The 22479-nt window shown below is 33.2% G+C and carries 16 protein-coding genes and 1 pseudogene; 8 read left to right on the top strand and 9 right to left on the bottom strand.

What is annotated here, in order from left to right; translation table 11 throughout:
* The first annotated feature begins 74 nt into the window (after positions 1–74).
* Positions 75–1208 (top strand): N-acetyl-alpha-D-glucosaminyl L-malate synthase BshA, encoded by a 1134-nt coding sequence (gene bshA / locus LNP27_RS12735; protein WP_229942020.1) that lies wholly within the window; start codon positions 75–77, stop codon positions 1206–1208.
* A gap of 330 nt (positions 1209–1538) precedes the next feature.
* A complete protein-coding gene (locus LNP27_RS12730; RefSeq protein WP_229942019.1) occupies positions 1539–1967 on the top strand; it encodes a protease complex subunit PrcB family protein in 429 nt (142 codons plus the stop codon).
* Between the two features lie 171 nt (positions 1968–2138).
* On the opposite strand, the gene LNP27_RS12725 is transcribed toward LNP27_RS12730, so the two are convergent.
* Complete coding sequence (locus tag LNP27_RS12725) at positions 2139–2645, bottom strand: hypothetical protein (protein ID WP_229942018.1); 507 nt, start codon at positions 2643–2645, stop codon at positions 2139–2141.
* 301 nt (positions 2646–2946) lie between these two features.
* On the opposite strand from LNP27_RS12725, the gene aroC reads away from it, so the two are divergent.
* Both aroC and LNP27_RS12715 read left to right on the top strand, forming a co-directional pair.
* Complete coding sequence (gene aroC, locus LNP27_RS12720) at positions 2947–4005, top strand: chorismate synthase (RefSeq protein ID WP_229942017.1); 1059 nt, start codon at positions 2947–2949, stop codon at positions 4003–4005.
* Positions 4006–4109: 104 nt separating this feature from the next.
* A complete protein-coding gene (locus LNP27_RS12715) occupies positions 4110–5399 on the top strand; it encodes a dicarboxylate/amino acid:cation symporter (RefSeq protein WP_229942016.1) in 1290 nt (429 codons plus the stop codon).
* A 281-nt stretch (positions 5400–5680) separates the two neighbouring features.
* On the opposite strand, the gene LNP27_RS12710 is transcribed toward LNP27_RS12715, so the two are convergent.
* A complete protein-coding gene (locus LNP27_RS12710) occupies positions 5681–8218 on the bottom strand; it encodes a zinc-dependent metalloprotease (RefSeq protein WP_229942015.1) in 2538 nt (845 codons plus the stop codon).
* Between the two features lie 349 nt (positions 8219–8567).
* Between LNP27_RS12710 and corA the strand changes: the two genes are divergently transcribed.
* The 4 genes and pseudogenes from corA to LNP27_RS12690 all read left to right on the top strand — a co-directional run bounded on the left by corA (position 8568) and on the right by LNP27_RS12690 (position 14617).
* Positions 8568–9638, top strand: a complete 1071-nt coding sequence (gene corA, locus LNP27_RS12705; RefSeq protein ID WP_229942014.1) for a magnesium/cobalt transporter CorA — start codon at positions 8568–8570, stop codon at positions 9636–9638.
* 69 nt (positions 9639–9707) lie between these two features.
* Positions 9708–11801 carry a phosphate acetyltransferase gene (gene pta / locus LNP27_RS12700; RefSeq protein ID WP_229942013.1) on the top strand — a complete coding sequence of 698 codons (2094 nt, stop codon included), beginning with the start codon at positions 9708–9710 and terminating at the stop codon, positions 11799–11801.
* 72 nt (positions 11802–11873) lie between these two features.
* Positions 11874–13070, top strand: a complete 1197-nt coding sequence (locus tag LNP27_RS12695; protein WP_229942012.1) for an acetate/propionate family kinase — start codon at positions 11874–11876, stop codon at positions 13068–13070.
* A gap of 167 nt (positions 13071–13237) precedes the next feature.
* Positions 13238–14617: pseudogene (locus LNP27_RS12690) on the top strand (M28 family peptidase).
* 39 nt (positions 14618–14656) lie between these two features.
* Here LNP27_RS12690 and LNP27_RS12685 read toward each other — a convergent pair.
* From LNP27_RS12685 to LNP27_RS12655, 7 genes are all read right to left on the bottom strand, one after another.
* On the bottom strand, positions 14657–15763 hold the full coding sequence (locus tag LNP27_RS12685; RefSeq protein WP_229942011.1) for a PAS domain-containing sensor histidine kinase: 1107 nt from the start codon (positions 15761–15763) through the stop codon (positions 14657–14659).
* Positions 15764–16004: 241 nt separating this feature from the next.
* Entirely contained in the window at positions 16005–16859 is an 855-nt protein-coding gene (locus LNP27_RS12680; RefSeq protein ID WP_229942010.1) for a hypothetical protein, read from the bottom strand.
* A gap of 18 nt (positions 16860–16877) precedes the next feature.
* Complete coding sequence (gene kdsA / locus LNP27_RS12675) at positions 16878–17696, bottom strand: 3-deoxy-8-phosphooctulonate synthase (protein ID WP_229942009.1); 819 nt, start codon at positions 17694–17696, stop codon at positions 16878–16880.
* A gap of 244 nt (positions 17697–17940) precedes the next feature.
* On the bottom strand, positions 17941–18393 hold the full coding sequence (locus LNP27_RS12670) for a 2-dehydro-3-deoxyphosphooctonate aldolase (protein WP_229942008.1): 453 nt from the start codon (positions 18391–18393) through the stop codon (positions 17941–17943).
* Positions 18394–18673: 280 nt separating this feature from the next.
* Positions 18674–18859 carry a YgaP family membrane protein gene (locus tag LNP27_RS12665; RefSeq protein ID WP_229942007.1) on the bottom strand — a complete coding sequence of 62 codons (186 nt, stop codon included), beginning with the start codon at positions 18857–18859 and terminating at the stop codon, positions 18674–18676.
* Positions 18860–18908: 49 nt separating this feature from the next.
* A complete protein-coding gene (locus LNP27_RS12660) occupies positions 18909–19181 on the bottom strand; it encodes a hypothetical protein (RefSeq protein WP_229942006.1) in 273 nt (90 codons plus the stop codon).
* A gap of 49 nt (positions 19182–19230) precedes the next feature.
* The gene (locus LNP27_RS12655) at positions 19231–22464 is read right to left on the bottom strand and encodes an efflux RND transporter permease subunit (RefSeq protein WP_229942005.1); all 3234 of its coding nucleotides are present in this window, start codon (positions 22462–22464) and stop codon (positions 19231–19233) included.
* Between the last annotated feature and the right edge of the window lie 15 nt (positions 22465–22479).

Genomic DNA, 22479 nt, shown 5'->3' with positions numbered 1-22479 from the left:
AACTTATTTTTTAACTTAAATTTCCATAAAACTCATCTGTATTTTACTAAATTCGTTTTTATTAAATTACATACATGAAAATTGCAATAGTTTGTTATCCTACCTTTGGTGGAAGTGGTGTTGTCGCTACAGAATTAGGTTTAGAATTGGCTCGTCGTGGTCATGAAATCCATTTTATAACCTACAACCAGCCAGTACGTTTAGCGCTTTTGAGCCCTAATGTGCACTACCACGAAGTGAATGTTCCTGAATATCCATTGTTTCGTTACCAACCGTATGAATTGGCTTTGTCAAGCAAATTAGTCGATATGGTTAAGTTATATAAAATTGAATTACTACACGTACATTACGCTATTCCGCACGCTTATGCTGGATACATGGCTAAACAAATGCTAAAAGATGAAGGAATTAATATTCCTATGGTAACCACTTTGCATGGTACGGATATTACTTTAGTAGGGAATCATCCATTTTACAAACCTGCTGTAACTTTCAGCATCAATAAATCAGATTTTGTTACTTCGGTTTCCCAAAGTTTGAAGGATGACACAATGAAATTATTCAATATAAAAAAGGATATTGAGGTGATTCCTAATTTTATTGAATTGGATAAAAATGTTAAGGATGTTACTGCTCCATGTCAACGCTCTGTTATGGCAAATGAGAATGAGCGTATTATAACGCATATCAGTAATTTTAGAAAAGTAAAGCGAATTCCTGATGTAATAAAAATTTTCTATAATATCCAAAAAGAGATTCCAGCTAAATTGATGATGGTAGGAGATGGTCCTGAAAAAGAAAAAGCAGAATACCTTTGCCAAGAATTAGGCATTGAGAATAAAGTAATTTTCTTTGGTAATAGTAACGAAATTGACAAGATTTTATGCTTGACAGATTTATTTTTATTGCCATCAGAAACAGAAAGTTTTGGGTTGGTTGCCCTAGAAGCAATGGCGTGGAACGTTCCTGTTATTTCTAGTAATTCAGGTGGTTTACCCGAAGTAAACTTTGACGGTATTTCCGGTTATTTAAGTGATGTAGGGAATGTAGAAGAAATGGCTCAAAATGCATTGAAAATCTTGAAAGATAATGCCACGCTCGAAAAATTTAAAGAAAATGCATTTTCAGTTGCAAAAAAATTTGATATTCTAAACATTTTACCGCTGTACGAAGCACTGTATCAAAAGGCTATTAATAAATATTTATAAGTTGTATTTAATAATTTATAGCAGTAAATCACATTTGCAGAAGTTGATTAAGAAATAGGCGATAAGCGATAAGCAATCAGCAATCAGCAATAAATAATAAGGAATAAGGAATATGTAATAAGCAATATGCAATAAATAATAAGGAATAAGGAATAAGCAATCAGCAATAAGGAATATGTAATATGCAATAATAATCGTATAATGGCGTATTTTAAAATTAGATAAAAACGATACGACAGGTTGATTTTAAGGGATTATTCAAAATGTTTTTTCTTTTTTCTTTATGACTTTTAAACTTTCGACTTACTTAGCTAAATTTAAAAATATAAAATGAAAAAAATAATTCTATCATTATTTGTAATAGCATTAGCCTCTTGTAGCACAGCTATTGTCAAAAGTACTGATGCCAATAAACTGTATGAAATAGTAACTCAGCAGTCTTATGGTGGAGCAAGTATCCGTTTTTTTGAAATACTTTCTGAGCCAAATGAAATTAAAATGTTGCTGAATGATGATTCTTTAAAACATAAAATTAATGCTACTGATGTTCAGAATGCTAATTTTGTTATTTTGAATATGGGAGAAAAATCTACTGGAGGATATAGTATTGGGATTGAAAATGTTGTGGAAACAGATTCTAATATTATAATAACTGTTAAAGAAACGAATCCTGTTCCAGGAAGTATGGTAACACAATCCTTTACTTCTCCTTTTAGTGTAGTAAAGATAAATTCTAAAAAACCTATTGTGTTTAAATAAAATAATAGGACTATCTGTTAAGCAGACTATGATTGACTTTCTTGACACCCATTTCACAAATTAATCTTTGGAGATTTGTGAAATGGGTGTCAAATTATAAAGGACAATGATATAAAAAAAAATAGGCTGTTCGTTACGAACAGCCTATTTCATAGATAGTTTATGATGGTATTAAAATTGGAATCTTAAACCCAACGCAATATCAGAACCATAATTATTTTTATAATATCCATTTCCACCGAACTCAGGTCTGAAATCTAAAGAAATTAACAATGGAAAGTCAAAGTTGTATTCAAGTCCAATATCTCCAGCAGCAAATACGAAAGTATCGCTATAACGCTTGTCATTTTTATCGTCATAACTGTAGTTACCTGCACCACCACCTACACCAGCATACCAGTTGAAACCACCATCAATGTTCCAAACCCATTGGTATAATGCTGCTAATTTGATAGCGTTGTCATCGTAATCATGGTCATCGTAATTACTTCTGTTTCTCCATCCTAAATCTAATTCAAGTCTATTGTTTTTAGATAATCCTCTTTGGTAAGAAAGTTCTCCACCAAAACCATTATTACCTCCTAAACGTAAACCTAAAGCATTTTTAGAAATATCCTGTGCCTCTGCGGTAAATGCTAATCCAATTAACATTATTGCCGATAAAATTAATTTTTTCATAAGTGTGTTTTTTATTGGTGCAAATCTAGCCCTTTAGTTAGATTGCTACTTATAAAATTTTACAATATAATTACATAATTACCACATTATTATTACTTAGTAGTCTATAAATAATATAACTATCCAGAATTTTAAGTTAATGGGAATAATTGATTTGTAATTATAGGAAAAGTAATTTGAAGTTGATAAATAAGGGATAAGACTACTATATTAACAATTTACTGAAATGTTTCTTAAAACTTTAAACTCTAAAATTTTGAACTTTAAACTAAAATGGTACTTTTGTTAAAAACTAATTATAATGGCAGGAAATAGCTACGGAACACTATTTAGAATAACAACTTTTGGAGAATCTCATGGCGAAGCTTTAGGTGGAATAATAGACGGTTGTCCTCCAGGAATAGCATTAGATCTAGATGCAATTCAATTTGAAATGTCAAGAAGAAAGCCCGGGCAATCCGCTATTGTTACGCAACGTAAAGAACCGGATGATGTTCAATTCCTATCCGGAATATTTGAAGGTAAAACCACCGGAACACCAATTGGTTTTATTATTCCTAATACCAATCAAAAATCAGATGATTACTCGCATATAAAAGATAATTATAGACCCAGTCATGCCGATTATGTTTATGAGAAAAAGTATGGCGTACGTGATTATCGCGGTGGTGGACGTAGTTCTGCTCGTGAAACAGCCAGTAGAGTAGTGGCAGGAGCTGTAGCTAAACAAATGTTGAAAGACATAAAAATAAATGCTTACGTTTCGTCAGTAGGTCCTATTTTCTTAGAAAAACCATACCAAGATTTAGACTTTTCAAAAATCGAAAATAATCCTGTTCGCTGCCCTGACGAAGAAATGGCAGTTGTTATGGAAGACTATATTCGTGATATTAGAAAACAAGGTGATACTGTAGGTGGAACTGTAACCTGTGTGATTCAGAATGTGCCAGTTGGACTTGGAGAACCAGTTTTTGATAAACTGCATGCTGAACTTGGTAAAGCAATGCTATCGATCAATGCTGTAAAAGGTTTTGAATATGGAAGCGGATTTTGCGGTGCAAAAATGAAAGGTAGCGAACATAATGATCTTTACAATACTGACGGGACTACAAGAACTAATCTTTCTGGAGGAATTCAAGGAGGAATAAGCAACGGAATGGATATTTATTTCCGAGTAGCTTTCAAACCTGTTGCAACTATTATGCAAAAACAAGAATCGTTAGATAGTACTGGAAATATTACTGAAATGACTGGAAAGGGACGTCATGATCCTTGCGTTGTTCCACGTGCTGTACCCATCGTTGAAGCTATGGCAGCGATAGTATTAGCTGATTTTCATTTGATAAATAAAACATATTAATATTAAAATTCCCTCGTAATTTTCGATGCTATTTGCTTATGTGTTGTTTCTAAAAGATTTATAATAAAATTGTAAGGCTAAATAAAACCTAAATAACTAAATTAATGAATGATAATACTACAACGAAAAGTCCATCCTTCTTTAAAGGATTAACAGGACAAATATTAATTGCTATGGTTTTAGGTGCTGTTTTAGGCATTATCATACATAATTATATCTCTCCTGCAGATGCTGCAGCTTTCAGCAAAAAAATAAAAATACTAGCTACTGTATTTATTAGGCTAGTTCAAATGATAATTTCTCCTTTAGTTTTTACCACTTTAGTAGTAGGAATAGCTAAGCTTGGAGACATTAAAGCTGTAGGTAGAATAGGTGGTAAAGCAATGGGTTGGTTTTTTACAGCCTCATTTATTTCTTTACTATTAGGGATGTTTTTCGTAAATGTGCTTAAACCAGGAGTTGGACTTAATCTTCCAAGTATTGATTTAGCATCAGCATCAGAAGTAACAGGAAAAACACAGAATATATCTTTTGAAAACTTTATTGAGCATATTGTTCCTAAAAGTATATTTGAGGCAATGGCTACTAATGAGATTTTGCAAATTGTAATTTTCTCGATTTTCTTTGGTTTAGCTGCAGCTTCTTTAGGAGATTATGTAAAACCAGTAACTAATGCTTTAGAAAAAACATCACATATTGTCCTGAAAATGGTGAACTATGTTATGAAATTTGCGCCAATTGGAGTTTTTGGAGCAATAGCGGGAGTTTTTGCAGTTAGGGATTTTCAAGAATTAGCGATTACCTACTTTAAGTTTTTTGGTTCCTTTTTAATTGGAATTTCTTCTCTTTGGGTCATTTTGATTTTAGTAGGTTATCTTTTTCTAAAAAGTAGGATGACTATATTACTTAAACGAATCGTTAGTCCATTAATCATTGCTTTTGGAACTACTAGTAGTGAAGCTGTTTTTCCAAAGTTAACAGAAGAGTTAGAACGTTTTGGAGTTAAAGACAAGATTGTTTCTTTTATGTTACCACTAGGCTATTCGTTCAATCTAGACGGAAGTATGATGTACATGACTTTTGCAAGTATTTTTATTGCTCAAGCCTACGGTATCGATTTAGATATTGGAACACAAATGACTATGCTTTTAGTTTTGATGCTTACGAGCAAAGGAATTGCAGGTGTACCAAGAGCTAGTTTAGTTGTTGTTGCTGCGACTTGCGGAATGTTTGATATTCCAATCGAAGGAATTGCACTAATATTGCCAATTGACCACTTTTGTGATATGTTTAGAAGCGCAACAAATGTTTTAGGAAATGCTTTAGCTACATCAGTTGTAGGGCAATGGGAAGGTGATAGTGAAAAAATGCTTCCAGAATCTACGGACGCCTAATTTAGTAGTCGCAAATAGATTTTAAAACAATGCGTTTTTATTTCAATTTGCTTTAGCTTGTATAAATTTTAGCCACATATTAAGATGATAATAAGGAGTTAGTCCTTTGAAATCAATTTAATGTGTGGCTAATTTTTTTTACTTTATTTGTGCATTTCAAAGTGGAATACTATTGCTCACATAAGTAGATTTATAAAGTTTTAATACGAAGCGGTTTAGTCATTCTAAGAAACAAAAAACCCGACAGATTTTTTACAATTTGCCGGGTTTATATATTTAAATTACTTTGGATCTAAAGCTTGACCAATTCTCGAAATCAAATCTTGAACATGATATTTACTCATTCGATCGCTCATTCTAGCAGAAGACATTTTTAAATCGTTTTTCAATGCATTCAACTGCCCTCTACTTATAGATGGTAAATCAGTTTGTGATAGATTAACTCTTTTTGTCGTAAATCCATAAGTGACACCTACTGGAACTGCTCTAACAGTCGCAGTACCTGGTTTAAGCATCTCGATTAACTTGTCTACGTATAGTTTCTGTACGTTTCTGCGATATATATCTATAGAACTTGCACCTTTTAATTCAGAGAAAATTCCTTTATTTAAATCAGTGATTAATTCATCAACAGAATAATTGTCTTTGTTTGCGCTAGATGCTTCAATTAGTCGAACTATTCTATCTCCAGCAAGTAAACTGCTTAATGTAGCATCTTGCATGGATTTGATTGCTTCAACACCACTTTCTGGATTAATTTTCGAAAGAACATCTTGGTTCAACAACCATTTAGGAGTAGTAAATAATTGATTGTTTAAGAATGTTACCGCTTCTTTCTGAATACTTTTTGGAACAACTACAAACTGATCTCCAGTCATGTCATACGTTTTTGGCGAATCATAAATTCCACCTACGTTTTTAGTTACATGTCCCATGTATCTTCTAAACTGTCCAGTTAGAGCAGCGTACAGATCATCTAGTTCACTGTAGCTTTCTCCTTTTTCACTAGACCATTGAACTAAATTAGGTAGAATTCGTTTTAAGTTTTTAATTCCATATTCAGATGCTTTCATGGCATTATCTCCAATATCTTCTGTTTGATATCTAGGGTCATACGGACTCGTTTCAGTTCCAAACCATAAGCGATTGTTCTTATACGCTTCTTTTGTCATTTCATTCAAAATAGCTTTTTCAGCCTTTTCAGATTTTGCATCTGCAAAATATGAGTAACCCCATTTGATAGCCCATTTGTCATAGTCTCCAATTTTTGGAAAAAAGTCTGTTACACCATCTTCAGGTTGCGCCACATAATTAAAACGAGCGTAATCCATTATAGAAGAGGTATGTCCATTTTTTGCTACAAAGTCTTTGTCTCTTAATTTTTCAACAGGAGTTGCAGAACTTGCACCCATATTATGACGCAAACCTAATGTATGTCCTACTTCGTGAGAAGAAACAAATCGAATTAGTTCCCCCATTAATTTATCGTCAAATTTCTTAGCTCTTGCTTCTGGATTTGCAGCAGCAGTCTGAATTAAATACCAGTTTCTCAGAAGGCTCATAATGTTGTGATACCAACCAATGTGGCTTTCTAAAATTTCCCCACTTCTAGGATCATGTACATTTGGTCCGTATGCATTTTGAATCTCTGCAGCGAAATATCTTAAAACCGAAAAACGAGCATCTTCCAGACTCATCGTTGGATCATTTTCTGGCCAATATTCACCACGAATGGCGTTTTTCCAACCAGCAGCTTCAAAAGCAACTTGCCAATCGTCAATACCTTGTTTGATGTATTTTTTCCATTTATCAGGTGTAGCAGGATCAATATAATACACAATAGGTTTCAAAGGTTCAATTAATTCCCCATTTTTTTGCTTTAGAGCATCTTCTGGAGATTTTGGTTCTAAACGCCATCTTACGGCAAAAACCGAAGTTTCTGACTTTTGAGAATCTTCTTCAAATACTCCAAATTGATTTGCAAAATATCCTACTCGCGCGTCAAATTCCCTTTTGCGCATAGGTGTTTGTGGTAGCAAAATCATTGATGTATTCATTTCCATCGTTATCAAACCTGCATCTAGTGCCGAAGGTAGATTAACTCCAATTTGTGGTGTTGGCGTCGTGCTAATTCTTGGTGGTGTAGTGGTAAATGTTTTTACACTCCTAATTTCAGTGTTTATAGGGAAACTACTCACTTTCGAGATAAAGGACTTATCTTTTTGAAATGCTACAATATTTAGCATTTGCTTTTTTATTGGATCTAACGAGAAAGTTTGTACATCAGCATCAAACGTTGATGTTAAATCAAGGACATAACCTGTGATTTTTCCTGATTCATCTTTTTTATAGGCTAAAACATCATAGTTCCCAATAATTGGATCTGCGGTTGAGTTTTTTACGGCTTGGGCCAAAGGTTTATCAGCGTCTGGAGACATGATAACATAGGTTATCGATCTAAGGAGAATGTTGTTGTTCAATCCTTTTTCCCAGCGAACAACTTGTCTATTTATTTCTTCACCACCAAAGATTCCTCCTCCTGCAGGAGTTTTTGAGTATCTAGTAATGGTCATAATATCACTTCCTAAAAGAGAATCGGAAATTTCATAAAGATATTTGTTATCCATCTTATGAACAGTGATTAATCCGTTTTGGGTCACTGCAGTATTGTCAATAACTTTGTTATACGGTTTAGGCTCCTTTTTAGTGTCAGCGGGTTTAGTTTCCGCCTTTGCAGTAGCATTAGTAGCTGCTTTTTTCCTGTCTTTTCTGCTTTGAGCAAATGTCTCTTGTGCAGAAAAAATTAAAAGACTCGCCATGAGCAAGGTTAAATTTTTTTTAATCATTTAGTAAAACTTGTATTGGTTAATAAATAGTTTGAGTTGAAAAACATAATAATTCCTATTTTTCTACGATCAGATCTCAAATCTATAGATATATTTTTGAAATCTAATAATTAGATATGTAATTTTAGATAATTAACACTTGTTCATGAACTACTCCTTTATAAGTAGAACATGATTTATCTCATAAAATAGTATGTTAATTGTAATTATTTTTGTTTTCGAAATAGAAATTAAAAAGTTGTATTCGTTTGAAGGCTCTCAAAAGGCATAAGTAACGTTACTTTTAAAAAAGTTTTGTAATATTACATATAAACGATTTTGCATGAGAAAAATTAAATACAAGAAAGGTCGAAAATTACAACCGTATAATCTCGAATACACTGGAATTCACAAACAGCATGAGTCAGAAATGCAGTTATTTGTTTATGATAATGTTAATTTGACAGAATACGAAGATTTTAAAGTTTCATATCTGGATAAATATATTGATACTCAAAAAAATAATTGGCTGAATATTCATGGTTTAAATAATATTGAGTTAATAAAAGCGATTGGTAGTTATTTTCATGTAGACAATTTTATGCTTACTGATATTCTAAATACCACTAGAAGAACTAAACTAGAAGAACAATCTGATGTTTTATTTTTTAATATAAAATCACTTTTGCCAGCAGGAGATTCAGATAATATTAGCATTGAGCAAATTAGTTTTTTGATAAAGGAAGGTATTTTAATTTCTTTTCAGGAAAAGCGTTCTGATTTTTTCACACATATTCGGGAACGAATTCGCACGCATTCAGGTCTTGTTCGAAGCAAGAAAGTAGACTATTTGTTGTACATTCTTTTAGATGCTATTATGGAAAATTTTTACATCACTATCGAGAATGAAGAAGACAAAGTTGAAGAATTGATTAATCTTTCAAAAAAAAGTGCCGATCCATTAACCTTAGAGCGTATTGAAAAACACAGAGACAATTTTAATTTTTTAAAACGATCTATAATTCCGCTTAGGGATTCTTTGTACGAAATTAAAAGTATAAAAGATGACGATGTTTTTAATGCAATGGAAATGGAAAGTTTTAGTTTTTTTGCGCGCTTGCATCAAAAAAGCTTGGAGCTTTTAGAGCAGATAGAATCAGATATGGGATCATTAGAAAGTGCTTCTAATTTCTATTTTGCTGCTCAAACACATAAGATGAATGAGATTATGAAAACGCTGACTATTGTCTCTGCCATTTTTATTCCTTTGACATTTATTGTGGGTGTTTATGGAATGAATTTCAAGTTTATGCCAGAATTAGAATATCGTAATGGGTATTATATTATCATTGGAATTATGGTTTTAATAGGAATAGGAATGATTTTTTATTTTAAAAAAAGGAAATGGTTCTGATTCAAATGATCAAGATTAGTTATAACAAGTTATAGAAAATTAAATTTAGTAAGAATAAAAAATAATATAATGAACAAAGCCATATATATAGCGACTAGTGAACACAATAGCGGAAAATCTATTGTGACTCTTGGTTTGATGAGTATGCTTATAGGTAAAACAGCCAAAGTAGGTTACTTCAGACCCATAATTGAGGATTTTGAGGATGGTAAATTGGATAATCATATCGAAACCGTAATTTCTCATTTTGGGTTGGATATTGACTTTGAAGATGCATTTGCTATCACCAAAAGCAAGCTGATTAAAAAGAAAAATAAAGGAAAAATAGGGGAGGTTTTAGATCTCATTATTGAAAAATACAAACGACTGGAAGAGCAGTTCGATTTTGTTTTAGTCGAAGGAACTAGTTTTAGTGGAGAAGGAACGGTAATAGAATTAGATATGAATGTCTTAATCGCTAAAAACCTTGGAATTCCTACTATAATTGTGGGTTCAGGAGTGGGTAAAACACTTGAAGAACTTATAGATAGCCTTTACCTTGCTTACGATTCATTTAAAGTAAAAGATGTAGAAGTATTAGCGGTTATTGCTAATAAAGTACAAGAGCAGAATATAAAATTAGTTACAGATGGCTTACAAGCTAACCTACCACCCGAAGTTTTAGTCAATGCTATCCCAATTATTTCTAGTTTAAATAACCCTACGATAAAAGAAATAGTTGATGTATTAGAGGCCAAAGTTTTATTTGGAGATGATTTTTTGAATAATGAAGTCGGGAATTTTAGCGTAGGTGCGATGCAATTGCGAAACTATTTGTTGCACTTGAAAGAAAATGCACTTGTAATCACTCCTGGAGACAGAGCTGATATTATTCTAGGTGCTTTACAAGCTAATGAGTCTGCAAATTATCCTATTATTTCTGGCATTGTTTTAACGGGGAATATTCTTCCGGAGGAAAGTATTATGAAGTTAATAGAGGGATTGACAACTGTTGTACCTATAATTACTGTAGAAGGTGGAACTTATCAAATAACAAACAAGCTAGGGAATATTAAGTCCAAAATTTACGCTGATAATACGCACAAGATTGAGGGTTCCATAAGCACTTTTGAAAAATATGTTGATTTGGATGAATTATCTAAAAAATTAGTTTCTTTTGAAGCTGAAGGAATGACTCCTAAAATGTTTCAATACAATCTTGTAAAAAGAGCAAAACAACACCGTAAGCATATTGTATTACCAGAAGGAAGTGACGAAAGGATAATCATTGCAACTTCGCGATTATTAGCAATGGATGTGGTGGATATCTCTATTATTGGAAATAAAAAACAAATAGAAAGTAAGGTAGCTGAACTCGGAATAGCATTTGATTTTTCAAAAGTAAAAATCATAAATCCTATCGAGTCAGAGAAATATGAGGATTATGTAAACACCTATTACGAATTGCGAAAAAACAAAAATGTTTCTATGGCTATGGCCAAAGATTTATTAGAAGACGTATCGTATTTCGGAACGATGATGGTGTATAAAGGCGATGCTGACGGAATGGTTTCTGGTGCCGCACACACGACACAACACACTATTTTACCTGCCTTGCAATTCATAAAAACAAAACCGGATACTTGTATTGTTTCTTCCATATTTTTCATGTGTTTAGAGGACAGAGTTTCTGTTTTTGGCGATTGTGCTATTAATCCAAATCCAACAGCGGAGCAATTGGCCGAAATAGCTATTTCATCAGCGGATTCTAGTTTGGCATTTGGAATAGAACCAAAAGTAGCTATGCTATCTTATTCATCAGGGGCATCAGGAAAAGGTGATGAAGTGGATAAAGTTAGAGCAGCTACCGAAATAGTAAGAAAAAAACGCCCTGATTTGAAAATTGAAGGGCCTATTCAATATGACGCCGCAGTTGATATGGCAGTAGGAAAAAGTAAAATGCCAAATTCAGAGGTTGCAGGGCAAGCGAGTGTACTTATTTTTCCTGATTTGAATACGGGAAACAATACCTATAAAGCAGTTCAAAGAGAAACAGGAGCATTAGCAATTGGTCCAATGTTACAAGGACTGAATAAACCCGTTAATGATTTGAGTCGTGGTTGTACGGTAGATGATATTATCAATACAGTTGTAATTACAGCTATTCAAGCGCAAGGACTTTAAAATATAAAAGTTAAAACATACATATCTAATTGCTAATGGTGAATAGCCAAAAGCTAAAAGCATTTTATTTCAATGAAAATAATAATTATAAACTCAGGAAGTTCCTCCATAAAATACCAACTAATTGACATGCCTGCTAACGAAGTAATTTGTTCCGGAATGATTGATCGGATTGGTTTAGAAACTTCGAATCTAACATATGTAACTGTTAAAGACAAAATTGAAGATTCCTTGCCAATTGCAAATCATAAAATTGGGTTAGAAAAAATAGCTAAATTGTTAATGGATGATAAAATAGGCGTGATAAAAAGCACTAATGAGATCGATGCAGTGGGACATCGTGTAGTTCATGGCGGAAGTAGTTTTTCGAATACTGTAATTATTACTGATGAAGTTAAAGATAAAATCAGGCAACTTTTTGAATTAGCTCCTCTCCACAATCCTGCTAATTTAGAAGGAATTGTTGTGGCAGAAGAGGTGTTTTCTTTAGCGAAACAAGTTGCAGTTTTTGATACCGCATTTCATCAAACTATGCCTGAAGTAGCTTATAAATATGCTGTTCCTAATTATTTATTGACCCAAAATAAAATTAGAGCCTATGGCTTTCATGGAACTTCTCATAAGTACGTTTCAGAAAAAGCGATTGAGTATTTACAATCGGTTAATAAACCACATCAAAATATAATTGCAATACATTTAGGAAACGGCTGTAGTATTACTGCTATAAAAGATGGTAAAAGTGTTGATACATCTATGGGGTTTTCGCCAAATAGCGGACTTATTATGGGAACTCGAAGCGGTGATATAGATTCATCATTAATTTTTTATTTAACAAAAACTTTAGGTTACTCGTTAGAAGCAGTCAATACAATGTTGCAAAAACAAAGTGGAATGTTAGGACTTACTGGATACAGTGATTTGAGAGATATTGAATCCACTGCTGAAAATGGAAATGTGGATTGTCAGTTGGCTTTAGCCATGAACGCTTACCGAATAAAAAAATATATAGGTTCCTATACCTCGGTATTAAATGGGTTAGATGCTATTATTTTTACTGCTGGAATTGGCGAAAATTCTTCTTATATCAGAAAATTAGTATGTACGGATATGGAGTATTTTGGGATTAAATTAGACAGGGCTATAAATGAAGTTCGTTCGAAAGAATCTCGCGAAATTAATACAGCTCAATCTAGAACTAAAATATTAGTTATTCCTACAAACGAAGAAATTGAAATTGCAAATCAAGTATTTGAATTGTTAGTGAGTTAATAGTGAGATTTACTTTTTACAAAAAAAAAGATTTGATTTATATCCTGAAGGCAATTAAAACCTTCAGGATTTTTTTAGAGCATCATCTCGAAATTATTCATTAATAATCACGAAATTGCGCAAGATCAGAAACCAAAATATAAATAATAAATTCAGTTTTATTAACCATGAAAAAATCAATTGTTTTAGCCGCTTTATTATTTAGCGGAATCACTGCATTTGCACAATCTAAGGACGAGCAAGCTCTAAAGGAAATTTATAAATCATCACTTACCAATGCTAAATGCTACCCTTGGTTAGATCACCTATCTAATTCGATTGGTTCGCGTTTATCAGGATCGACAGGAGCAGAAAAAGCGGTAATTTATACTAAAGCACAATTAGAGACATTAGGATTAGACAAGGTTTATCTTCAAGAAGTGATGGTCCCTAAATGGGTTAGAGGTGAAAAAGAAATCGCTTATTTACAACTTGGAAAGCAAAAAATCAATTTCCAAATTTGTGCTTTGGGTGGTTCCGTTGCTACTCCTAAAAAAGGGGTACAAGCTGGTATTATAGAGGTAAAAAGTTTAGAAGAGTTAAAAGCATTAGGTGCTACGAAAGTAAAAGACAAAATTATTTTCTTCAACAGACCTATGGATCCTGAATATGTAGAGACTTTTAAAGCCTATGGTAGTTGTGTGGATCAAAGATCTTCTGGCGCAAGAGAAGCAGGATTATTAGGCGCGAAAGCGGTCATTGTTAGATCAATGAATTTGAGACTGGATGATTTGCCACATACGGGTTCTACTAATTATGGTGATATTTCTAATGATCAAAAAATTCCGGCTGCAGCTATTAGTACTATTGGAGCTGAACTTTTAAGTAAAAGCTTGAAAGAAAATCCAAATTCAACTTTATTTTTCAAACAGTCATGTGAAACTTTTCCAGATGTTTTATCTTATAATGTTGTAGGTGAAATAAAAGGCACTGAACATCCCGATAGAATAATGGTAGTAGGCGGACATCTGGATTCTTGGGATTTAGGAGATGGATCGCATGATGATGGAGCAGGTTGTGTTCAAAGTATGGAAGTACTAAATATCTTCAAAAATATTGGCTATAAGCCAAAAAACACGTTGAGAGTTGTGTTATTCATGAATGAAGAAAACGGTGTAAGAGGAGGGAAAGAATATGAAACACAATCTCGTAAAAATAACGAAAATCATATTTTTGCTTAAGAGAGTGATTCTGGAGGTTTCTCACCAAGAGGTTTTACAATTGAAGCTGATGAGGTTAATTTTAATAAAATAAGCAGTTGGTCAACATTATTCGAACCGTATTTAATTCATAGATTTGTTAAAGGACACTCAGGAGTTGATATTGGACCTTTACAATCTAAACATATTGTAAAAGTGGGTCTGCAGCCAGATTCACAGCGCTATTTTGATCACCATCATGCTGCAAATGATACATTTGACGCAGTCAATAAAAGAGAATTAGAATTAGGGGCAGCTGCAATGGCTTCTTTAATCTACCTTGTAGATCAAAATGGAATTGTAAAATAAGAATATCAAAATTTATGAAGGAGCTACACTACTATTATTTCAGTATTTGAAAGATATGGTGAATGTAGCACCTTTATTTATTTTACTCTCCACCGCAATTCGACCACCTAAACTAGTGACGTGATTATAGACTAGGTATAGTCCTATACCATTGCTATCATCATTTTTATGGAATTTTTCATAAAGGCCAAAAATCTTTTCTTTCACTTTATCCATATCAAAACCAAGTCCGTTATCTGAGAAAATTAATTGGTCGATTCCGTTAGTCTTTTTAGATTGGATTGTAATAATTGGCGCTTGATGAGGTCTGGTATATTTTATAGAATTTGAAATTAAATTCAAAAAGATACTTTTCATATAGGCTTTATTAAAAGTAATATTTTTAACTTCTGAAAAGTCAACATTGATAACCGCTTTAGAGTCGCAAATCAATGAATTTATGGAGCTTAATACCTCATCAAGAGATTCGCGTAGATTTATTTCCTCAACTACCGTAGAAATAGTTGCATTTTCAATCAGGTAATCTATCGAATTGTTTAGCGTCTCTTTCAAATTTTCACTAGTTAACTTGAGAATATCTATTAATTCTAAAGTTTCTGGATCAGAAATTTTAGAAGCATCAATAAGACTAAAAACGGAAAGCATATTGTTAATAGGTGACTTTAGATCATGTGATGTTTTATGAGAAAGGATAGTCAATTCCTTATTTATTTTCGTAAGATTCGCGATAAGTAAATTTCGTTGCTCCTCTATTCTTTTTTTGTGAGTTATATTTTTTGCAATTGCATATACTAATTTTTCGTTTTCAACAGGCATTGAAGTCCAAGATAGCCATACAATTTCACCACTTTTAGTTAAATATCTGTTTTCAAAGTTTAGCAACGGCTTGTTTTTATAAACCTGCTCTCTTGTTTCTAAAGTGATTTTAAGATCATGAGTGTACACAAATTCATGTATAGGCCTAGAATATAATTCTTCTTCCGTATATCCTAATAATTTTGAAACTGCGGGGTTTATTCTCTTGAAATAGCCATCAAATCCAGCAATACAAATGAAATCTGCTGAAATCTTAAAAAAATTATCAAAGGAATAAATTATTTCAGGGGCAGAATTGTCTTCGGCAACTACATTTTCAAAATTCATCATTGTTCGTTTGGGTCTTGTGCTAATACTATAGATTCTTTATCAAGTAAAAAACGATACTATTTTTCAAATTTAATTATTAATTATTAAAGTATAGTTAGTATTTAATTCGAATTTTTTGTTTAATAAAAATGTTAATTGATAGCAAAAGCACAATAATAAACAAAAAAACCGCCTCAGTTTTGAGACGGCTTCTTTGTTTTATAACTTGAATCATTTTGATTTTATTATTATGTCAAAATTTTTAGATTTTGAATATTCCCCCAAAAGCAATTATTCTCTGAAAAAAGAAAAAATCTTGTGACGCTTTGTCTTCATTACTTTGCGTAGTTCTAATATCTTGCATATTGATATATCCACCTTTTAATTCTCCTTGAATGTAAAAATGCTTGAAAAATGTAATATTTAATCCTGCTTTTACAGAAGTACCATAACCAGAAACATGAAATTCATCGTGACGACTTTTTCCCAGTAGTGTAGTATTAGTTTTTGGGTATAAAACTCCAACTCCAACACCTTCTGTTAAGTTAACTTGGATTTTATCAGTATTCGTAATCCTGAATAAAGACGAAATATCATCGTGTCTCGAAATTTCAGTATTCACATAATTCAAGCCATCAGTATGCTCGTATATCAAGAATGTTTCATCAGCGAAATTAACTGGAGTATTATTGTATATTCCATTATGTATAGCACCCGCATCACCAATTGGCAAGTTAATAGAGCCAGTAACGTTTGCAATTTGATTTTGTGTCATCACATATTTCATATGGTCAACGCCAACCGTTACGCTATAATGATCGCTTACAAAATACCCTAATCTAAAATTAGTTTGAGGAATGGTCATCCTCATAGGATTAATGTAATCAACATGCCAGCCTTTTGGTTTATCTCTAGCTGCCATATTATCAATGGTAAAATTGTAATCTTTCCCAGTAAAAGTCACATCAGATTTAGTGTAACTTTCTCTGTTACCGCCCCATGAAACAAAGAATTTACCTTTATTATGCGCGGTATATTTCTCTACTTTAATCTCTTCTTGTGCCAATGAGTTTAATGAAAAACCGAACAAGATGAAAAATAAAAATTTAGTTTTCAATGAACTTTTGTATTAAAATTAAAATGTATTTATTGTTTTTCTAATCGCTACTAACTTAGTCATTAGGGATTCAAAATAATCCAAATGCAACATATTAGCACCATCACTTTTTGCGTTAGCAGGATCAAAATGAGTTTCTATAAAAATTCCATCGACACCAACTGAAATACCAGCTTTAGCAACAGTTTCAATCATATCTGGTCGCCCGCCTGTTACGCCTGCAGTTTGATTGGGTTGTTGTAGCGAGTGCGTTACATCAAGAACCGTTGTAGCATATTGTTGCATAGTAGGAATTCCTCTAAAATCAACAATCATATCTTGGTATCCAAACATAGTTCCTCTATCTGTTACCATTACATTTTCATTTTGACAATCTAAAACTTTCTGTACGGCGTGTTTCATACTTTCAGGACTCATAAACTGTCCTTTTTTCAAGTTTACCACTTTTCCAGTATTGGCAGCAGCCACAACTAAATCAGTTTGACGAACTAAAAAAGCTGGAATTTGCAGCACATCAACATATTGTGCCGCCATGTCAGCATCCTCATTAGTATGGATATCAGTAACCGTTGGAACACCAAAAGTCTCTGAAACTTTTCTAAGAATCTTTAGCGCTTTTTCATCACCAATTCCTGAAAAACTGTCAATTCTAGAGCGATTTGCTTTTTTAAACGATCCTTTAAAAACAAATGGAATTTGTAAGTTGTCAGTTATGCCAACTAATTTTTCAGCAATTCGCATTGCCATTTCTTCACTTTCAATAGCGCAAGGACCAGCAAGAAGGAAAAAATTTCCACTTTCAGTGTGTTTGATCTGTGGGATATGATTTATATTCATAGTAGTTATTTTTGAAAGTGCAAAGATAGTTAGGTTTTACGACTCTAGTTTAAGATTTCCGTTTTTATTTGGAGCTATTTCCTGCTCCCGATGATTCGGGACGTTACAATTGGTCATTGTGAGGAGTTGCGAGGCATGCGTCAAAGAAATCCTACTCTGTACAGCTTTCAATACAGGATTGAAACTGTTTTTCAGTATCCTCACAATCTCAAAATAGTTGCTTAAAAATTATAGTTTTACGACCCTAGTTTTTCTTTAAACTAAGCCCAACAGGAACCATCAAAATGCCTTTTTCAAATATATTCAGATACAGTTTTGCTGGTTTTTTTTGACCTTCCCATTTCAGTTCGTAGACATCTAGCAAACCAGCACCAAGATCTGTTCTTTTTGTTGGAAAAGGACAGCAGCTTTCTAGTTTAATAAAAGTAATTTTTTCTCCTTTTGGCCCTGCCAAAGCATTTAAAAAACGTTCCTGATTAATTTTCTCATTTCTTGTGTTTTGAAAAAATAGGTTAATAGGATAGTCAGCATCATAACCATATTTTTTGTCTTTACTAAATTCAGTAATTACAAAAGTATTTTCTCGTGAAAGGTACAAGTCCGGGGCGTTATTATCTACGTTTTTCAAAGTTGATTTTGTACTCGCACAAGATACACTAAGCATTAATAGAGCGACAAATAGAAGATTTTTTTTCATATTTTTCATTAATCTGTAACGTTAAAATATTTAATAATTGCTCAGGCAAAAAATTAATCAGTGGTACAAAGATAAACAGAACTTTACATCCCGTAAGACGACGAAACGTTTTTTTATAATGAAAAACTTAAAAAACTACTACTTAATCTATAGCTCGTAGTTTTTAGTTAAAAGAGTTTACTCTAAAATCGAAAGCGTTTACTATTATGCTTTAAAAAGAAAAGATAATAATTTAAGGCTAAGGACTAGAAAATAAGGACAATGTTAAAGACATAAATAGTTAGTCCTTCACACCTAATTTCTCTAAAATCGTGTCCATTAAACACCATTTACTGATAGAGGACTGTAATAAATTAGCTCCTACAAAGGCGGTAAGCCATAACCAATTTGGACTAAAATAATGAGCTAAAAGTAAACTAGTTAATATAAAAATTCCGGCTACGGCTCTTACAATTCTGTTTTTCATAAATTTATGGCGAGGTACGAAGCAATCTTCGCCTCTTATTTAATTCTTATTAATTTGATTTTTCGATATTGAGAACTGCAATATGAATGTTTGATTTTGTTTCTTGTTTTGCATTACAGTCATTGACCAAATCGAACAAAGGGGTTATCTTATCTTTTTTTATAAAGACATAAAAAAGTATAGATTCTGTTTCAGTTATATCAGTTGCAAACCAGTTACTTTCTATTCTTTCTTCAGAAAGATCTGTGAAACCATTCACTACTATATAAGTAAAGATTTTTACATTCGCTTTTTTTAAGCATCGCCTTGATGTCCTTTTCAAAAGTTATGATTCCTGTTCTGATAAGTAATTTCATAGTTTTTTTTATTAATTATAATGCTTCATCATCATTCTTGATTGAAATTTCAGAATTGGATTCCCATTTTTTTCTTTCTGTGATATAATAAATTAATGGCACCACTAGTAATGTTAAAATGGTAGAAACAATAGCTCCAAAAACTAATGAAATTGCCAGTCCTTGAAACAATGGGTCAAACAATATGATCGATGCTCCAATGACCACTGCTCCTGTTGTCAATAAAATAGGTGAAGTTCTTACCGCTCCAGCTTCTATAATCGCTTGTTTCAACGGAACGCCATCTTGTAATCTAATTTCGATAAAGTCAATTAGTAAAACCGAGTTGCGAACCATTACTCCTGCTAAAGCAATCATCCCGATGAAAGAAGTAGCTGTAAAATAAGCACTTAGCAACCAGTGTCCAAAAACAATCCCAATCAGTGATAACGGAATAGCCAACATCATTACGATTGGCGTTTTAAAGTTTTGGAACCATCCTACGATTAACATGTAGATGATAACAATCGCTACCATAAAAGCAACTCCTAAATCACGGAATACTTCTAGTGTAATTTGCCATTCTCCATCCCATTTTACGGTGAAATTACTTTCATCTGTAGGTTGTTCCATATACAATTCATCTACTTTATAGCCTTTTGGAACTTTCATCTTAGCCAGTTGATCACTCATTCCTAAAATCGCATATACAGGGCTTTCTAACGCTCCAGCCATATCAGCTGTTACATAAACCACACGCTTTTGATCTTTTCTGTAAATGGTTTTTTGTAAAGTATCTGTTTTTACTTGTACTAAATCACTCACCGGAATCATGTTTCCTTGACTTCCTTTAATTTTTAAATTCTGAATATCTTGTAAGCTGGTTTTGTCTTTATCATCTAGCGAAAGAACTATGGCTACATTATCATTTGAATTTTCATCGTACAAGTTAGAAATAGGATATTCTTTTAATAAATAGGTAAGATTTCCAACCACTTGCTGCGGAGCAATTCCGTTTAGCATTGCTTTTTCCTTATCTATTTCGAGTTTGTATTCCACTTGATTGTCCTCCACCATCCAGTCGATATCAACTACATCAGAAGTGTTTTCTAAAATAGTTTTTACTTGTTTGGCTACTTTTATTTGCTCGTTATAATTAGGTCCTCCATAAATCTCAGCAACTAAAGTTGATAAAACCGGTGGTCCTGGTGGCACTTCAATCAGTTTCACATTCGCACCATACTTTTTAGCAATTTTCTGAACATCGGCACGCATGTCTCTCGCAATAGCATGACTTTGAATCGATCTCTCTTCTTTGTGTAGTAAATTAACTTGAATGTCAGCCATATTACTACCACCACGCATGTCGTAATGACGCACTAAACCATTGAAAGTAATAGGAGCAGAGGTGCCAATATAATTTTGATAATTAATTACTTCTGGTCGTGTCGATAGGTATTGCGCAATTTCTTTAGTTACCGCTGCTGTGCGTTCTAGCGTAGTTCCTTCGGGCATATCAATCACAACTTGGAATTCATTTTTATTGTCAAAAGGCAACATTTTTACCACCACCGATTTGGTGAAAAACATAAAAACGGAACTAATTAATAACAAAACCGTTACAGCTAAAAGTATTCTTCTCTTAGAGCTACTTTCTAATAAAGGGCGTTCTAGTTTGTTGTATATTTTATAAATAAAGCTAGTTTCTAAACCTTCTGCTTCTTTGTGTTCTTGTGTGTCTTTTTCTTGAAGTAAATGATAGCCTAAATAAGGCGTAACTGTCAAGGCTACAAACAATGACAATATCATCGCAATCGAAGCTCCAATGGGCATTGGACTCATATAAGGCCCCATCATTCCTGATACGAAAGCCATTGGTAAAATCGCTGCGATAACTGTAAAAGTGGCTAATATTGTTGGATTTCCTACTTCATTAATCGCATAAATAGCTGCTTGTTTAAACGGCAGTCGCTTCATCTTGAAATGGCGGTGCATATTCTCCGCAATAATAATACTATCATCAACAACAATTCCCACCACAAAAACTAGTGCAAAAAGTGTAATTCTATTTAAAGTGTAATCCAATAAATAGTAACTGAACAAGGTCAATGCAAAGGTCAGCGGAACGGAGAAAAACACCACTAAACCACCTCGCCATCCCATAGCAAGCATTACTAAAACAGTAACAGCAACAATCGCGATAAATAAGTGAAATAAAAGTTCACCTACTTTATCCGAAGCTGTTTCTCCATAATTTCGAGTTACTTCAACATGAACATCATCCGGAATTAAATCTTTCTTTAATAATTCTACTTTGTGAAGGATTTTCTCCGAAATTTTCATCGCATCTGCTCCTTTTACTTTTCCAATAGAAATCGTAACAGCAGGATATTCTGATTGAGCCGTTTTGAATTTTTCATTGGCTTTGCCATACCCAAAAGACACATAACTTCTCGGCGTTTCTGCTCCATCTTGTATTTTGGCCACTTGCTTCAAATAGACAGGCATGTTTTTATTCACGCCTATTACCAAGTTTTCAACATCTTCAGCACTGGACAAAAATTGTCCCGTAGTCACTAAATACTCTTGATCATTTTGAACAAAACTACCAGATTGTGAGCTACCATTATTAGCCTGAATCATTTGCATAATTCCTAAAGCATCCACGCCATTCTCGGCCATTTTATCTTTGTCTAAAATTACTTTTAGCGCACGATTATCTCCTCCAATTTCTTTCGTAATAGCTACATCTTTGATTTTTTCAATCTCCGAAGTTACTTCTTCAGCAATTTGGCGCAATTGAAAAGCACCTTCTTTTTCGCTCCACAAAGTAATTCCTAGCATCGGAACGTCATCAATCGAACGCGTTTTTACCATTGGTTTATACACTCCTTTTGGGAACATATCCTCATGTTTCGTTAACTCATCGTATAATTTTACATACGAACGCTCTACATCTTGACCTACATAAAACTGTACAATAATCATCGCCTGACCGTTCATAGCCATCGTATGCACATGCTCAACACCCTTTATGTTAGATATAATTTTCTCTAGTGGTTTTGCCACTCTACTTTCCACTTCCTTCGGACTCGCGCCCGGATAACCAACTAGAATGTCGGCCATTGGCACATTAATTTGCGGCTCTTCTTCCCTTGGAATCAAAAACGAACTGTAAACCCCAATAATCATCAAACCAATCATCAACAAAATGGTCAGTTTTGAGTTCATGAATAAATTGGCTATTTTACCTGAAATACCTTCTTGCATAATTTTTTATTTATT

The organism is Flavobacterium galactosidilyticum (assembly GCF_020911945.1).
Taxonomy (GTDB): Bacteria; Bacteroidota; Bacteroidia; order Flavobacteriales; family Flavobacteriaceae; genus Flavobacterium; species Flavobacterium galactosidilyticum.
This window is presented reverse-complemented; position numbering and strand designations above follow the sequence as displayed.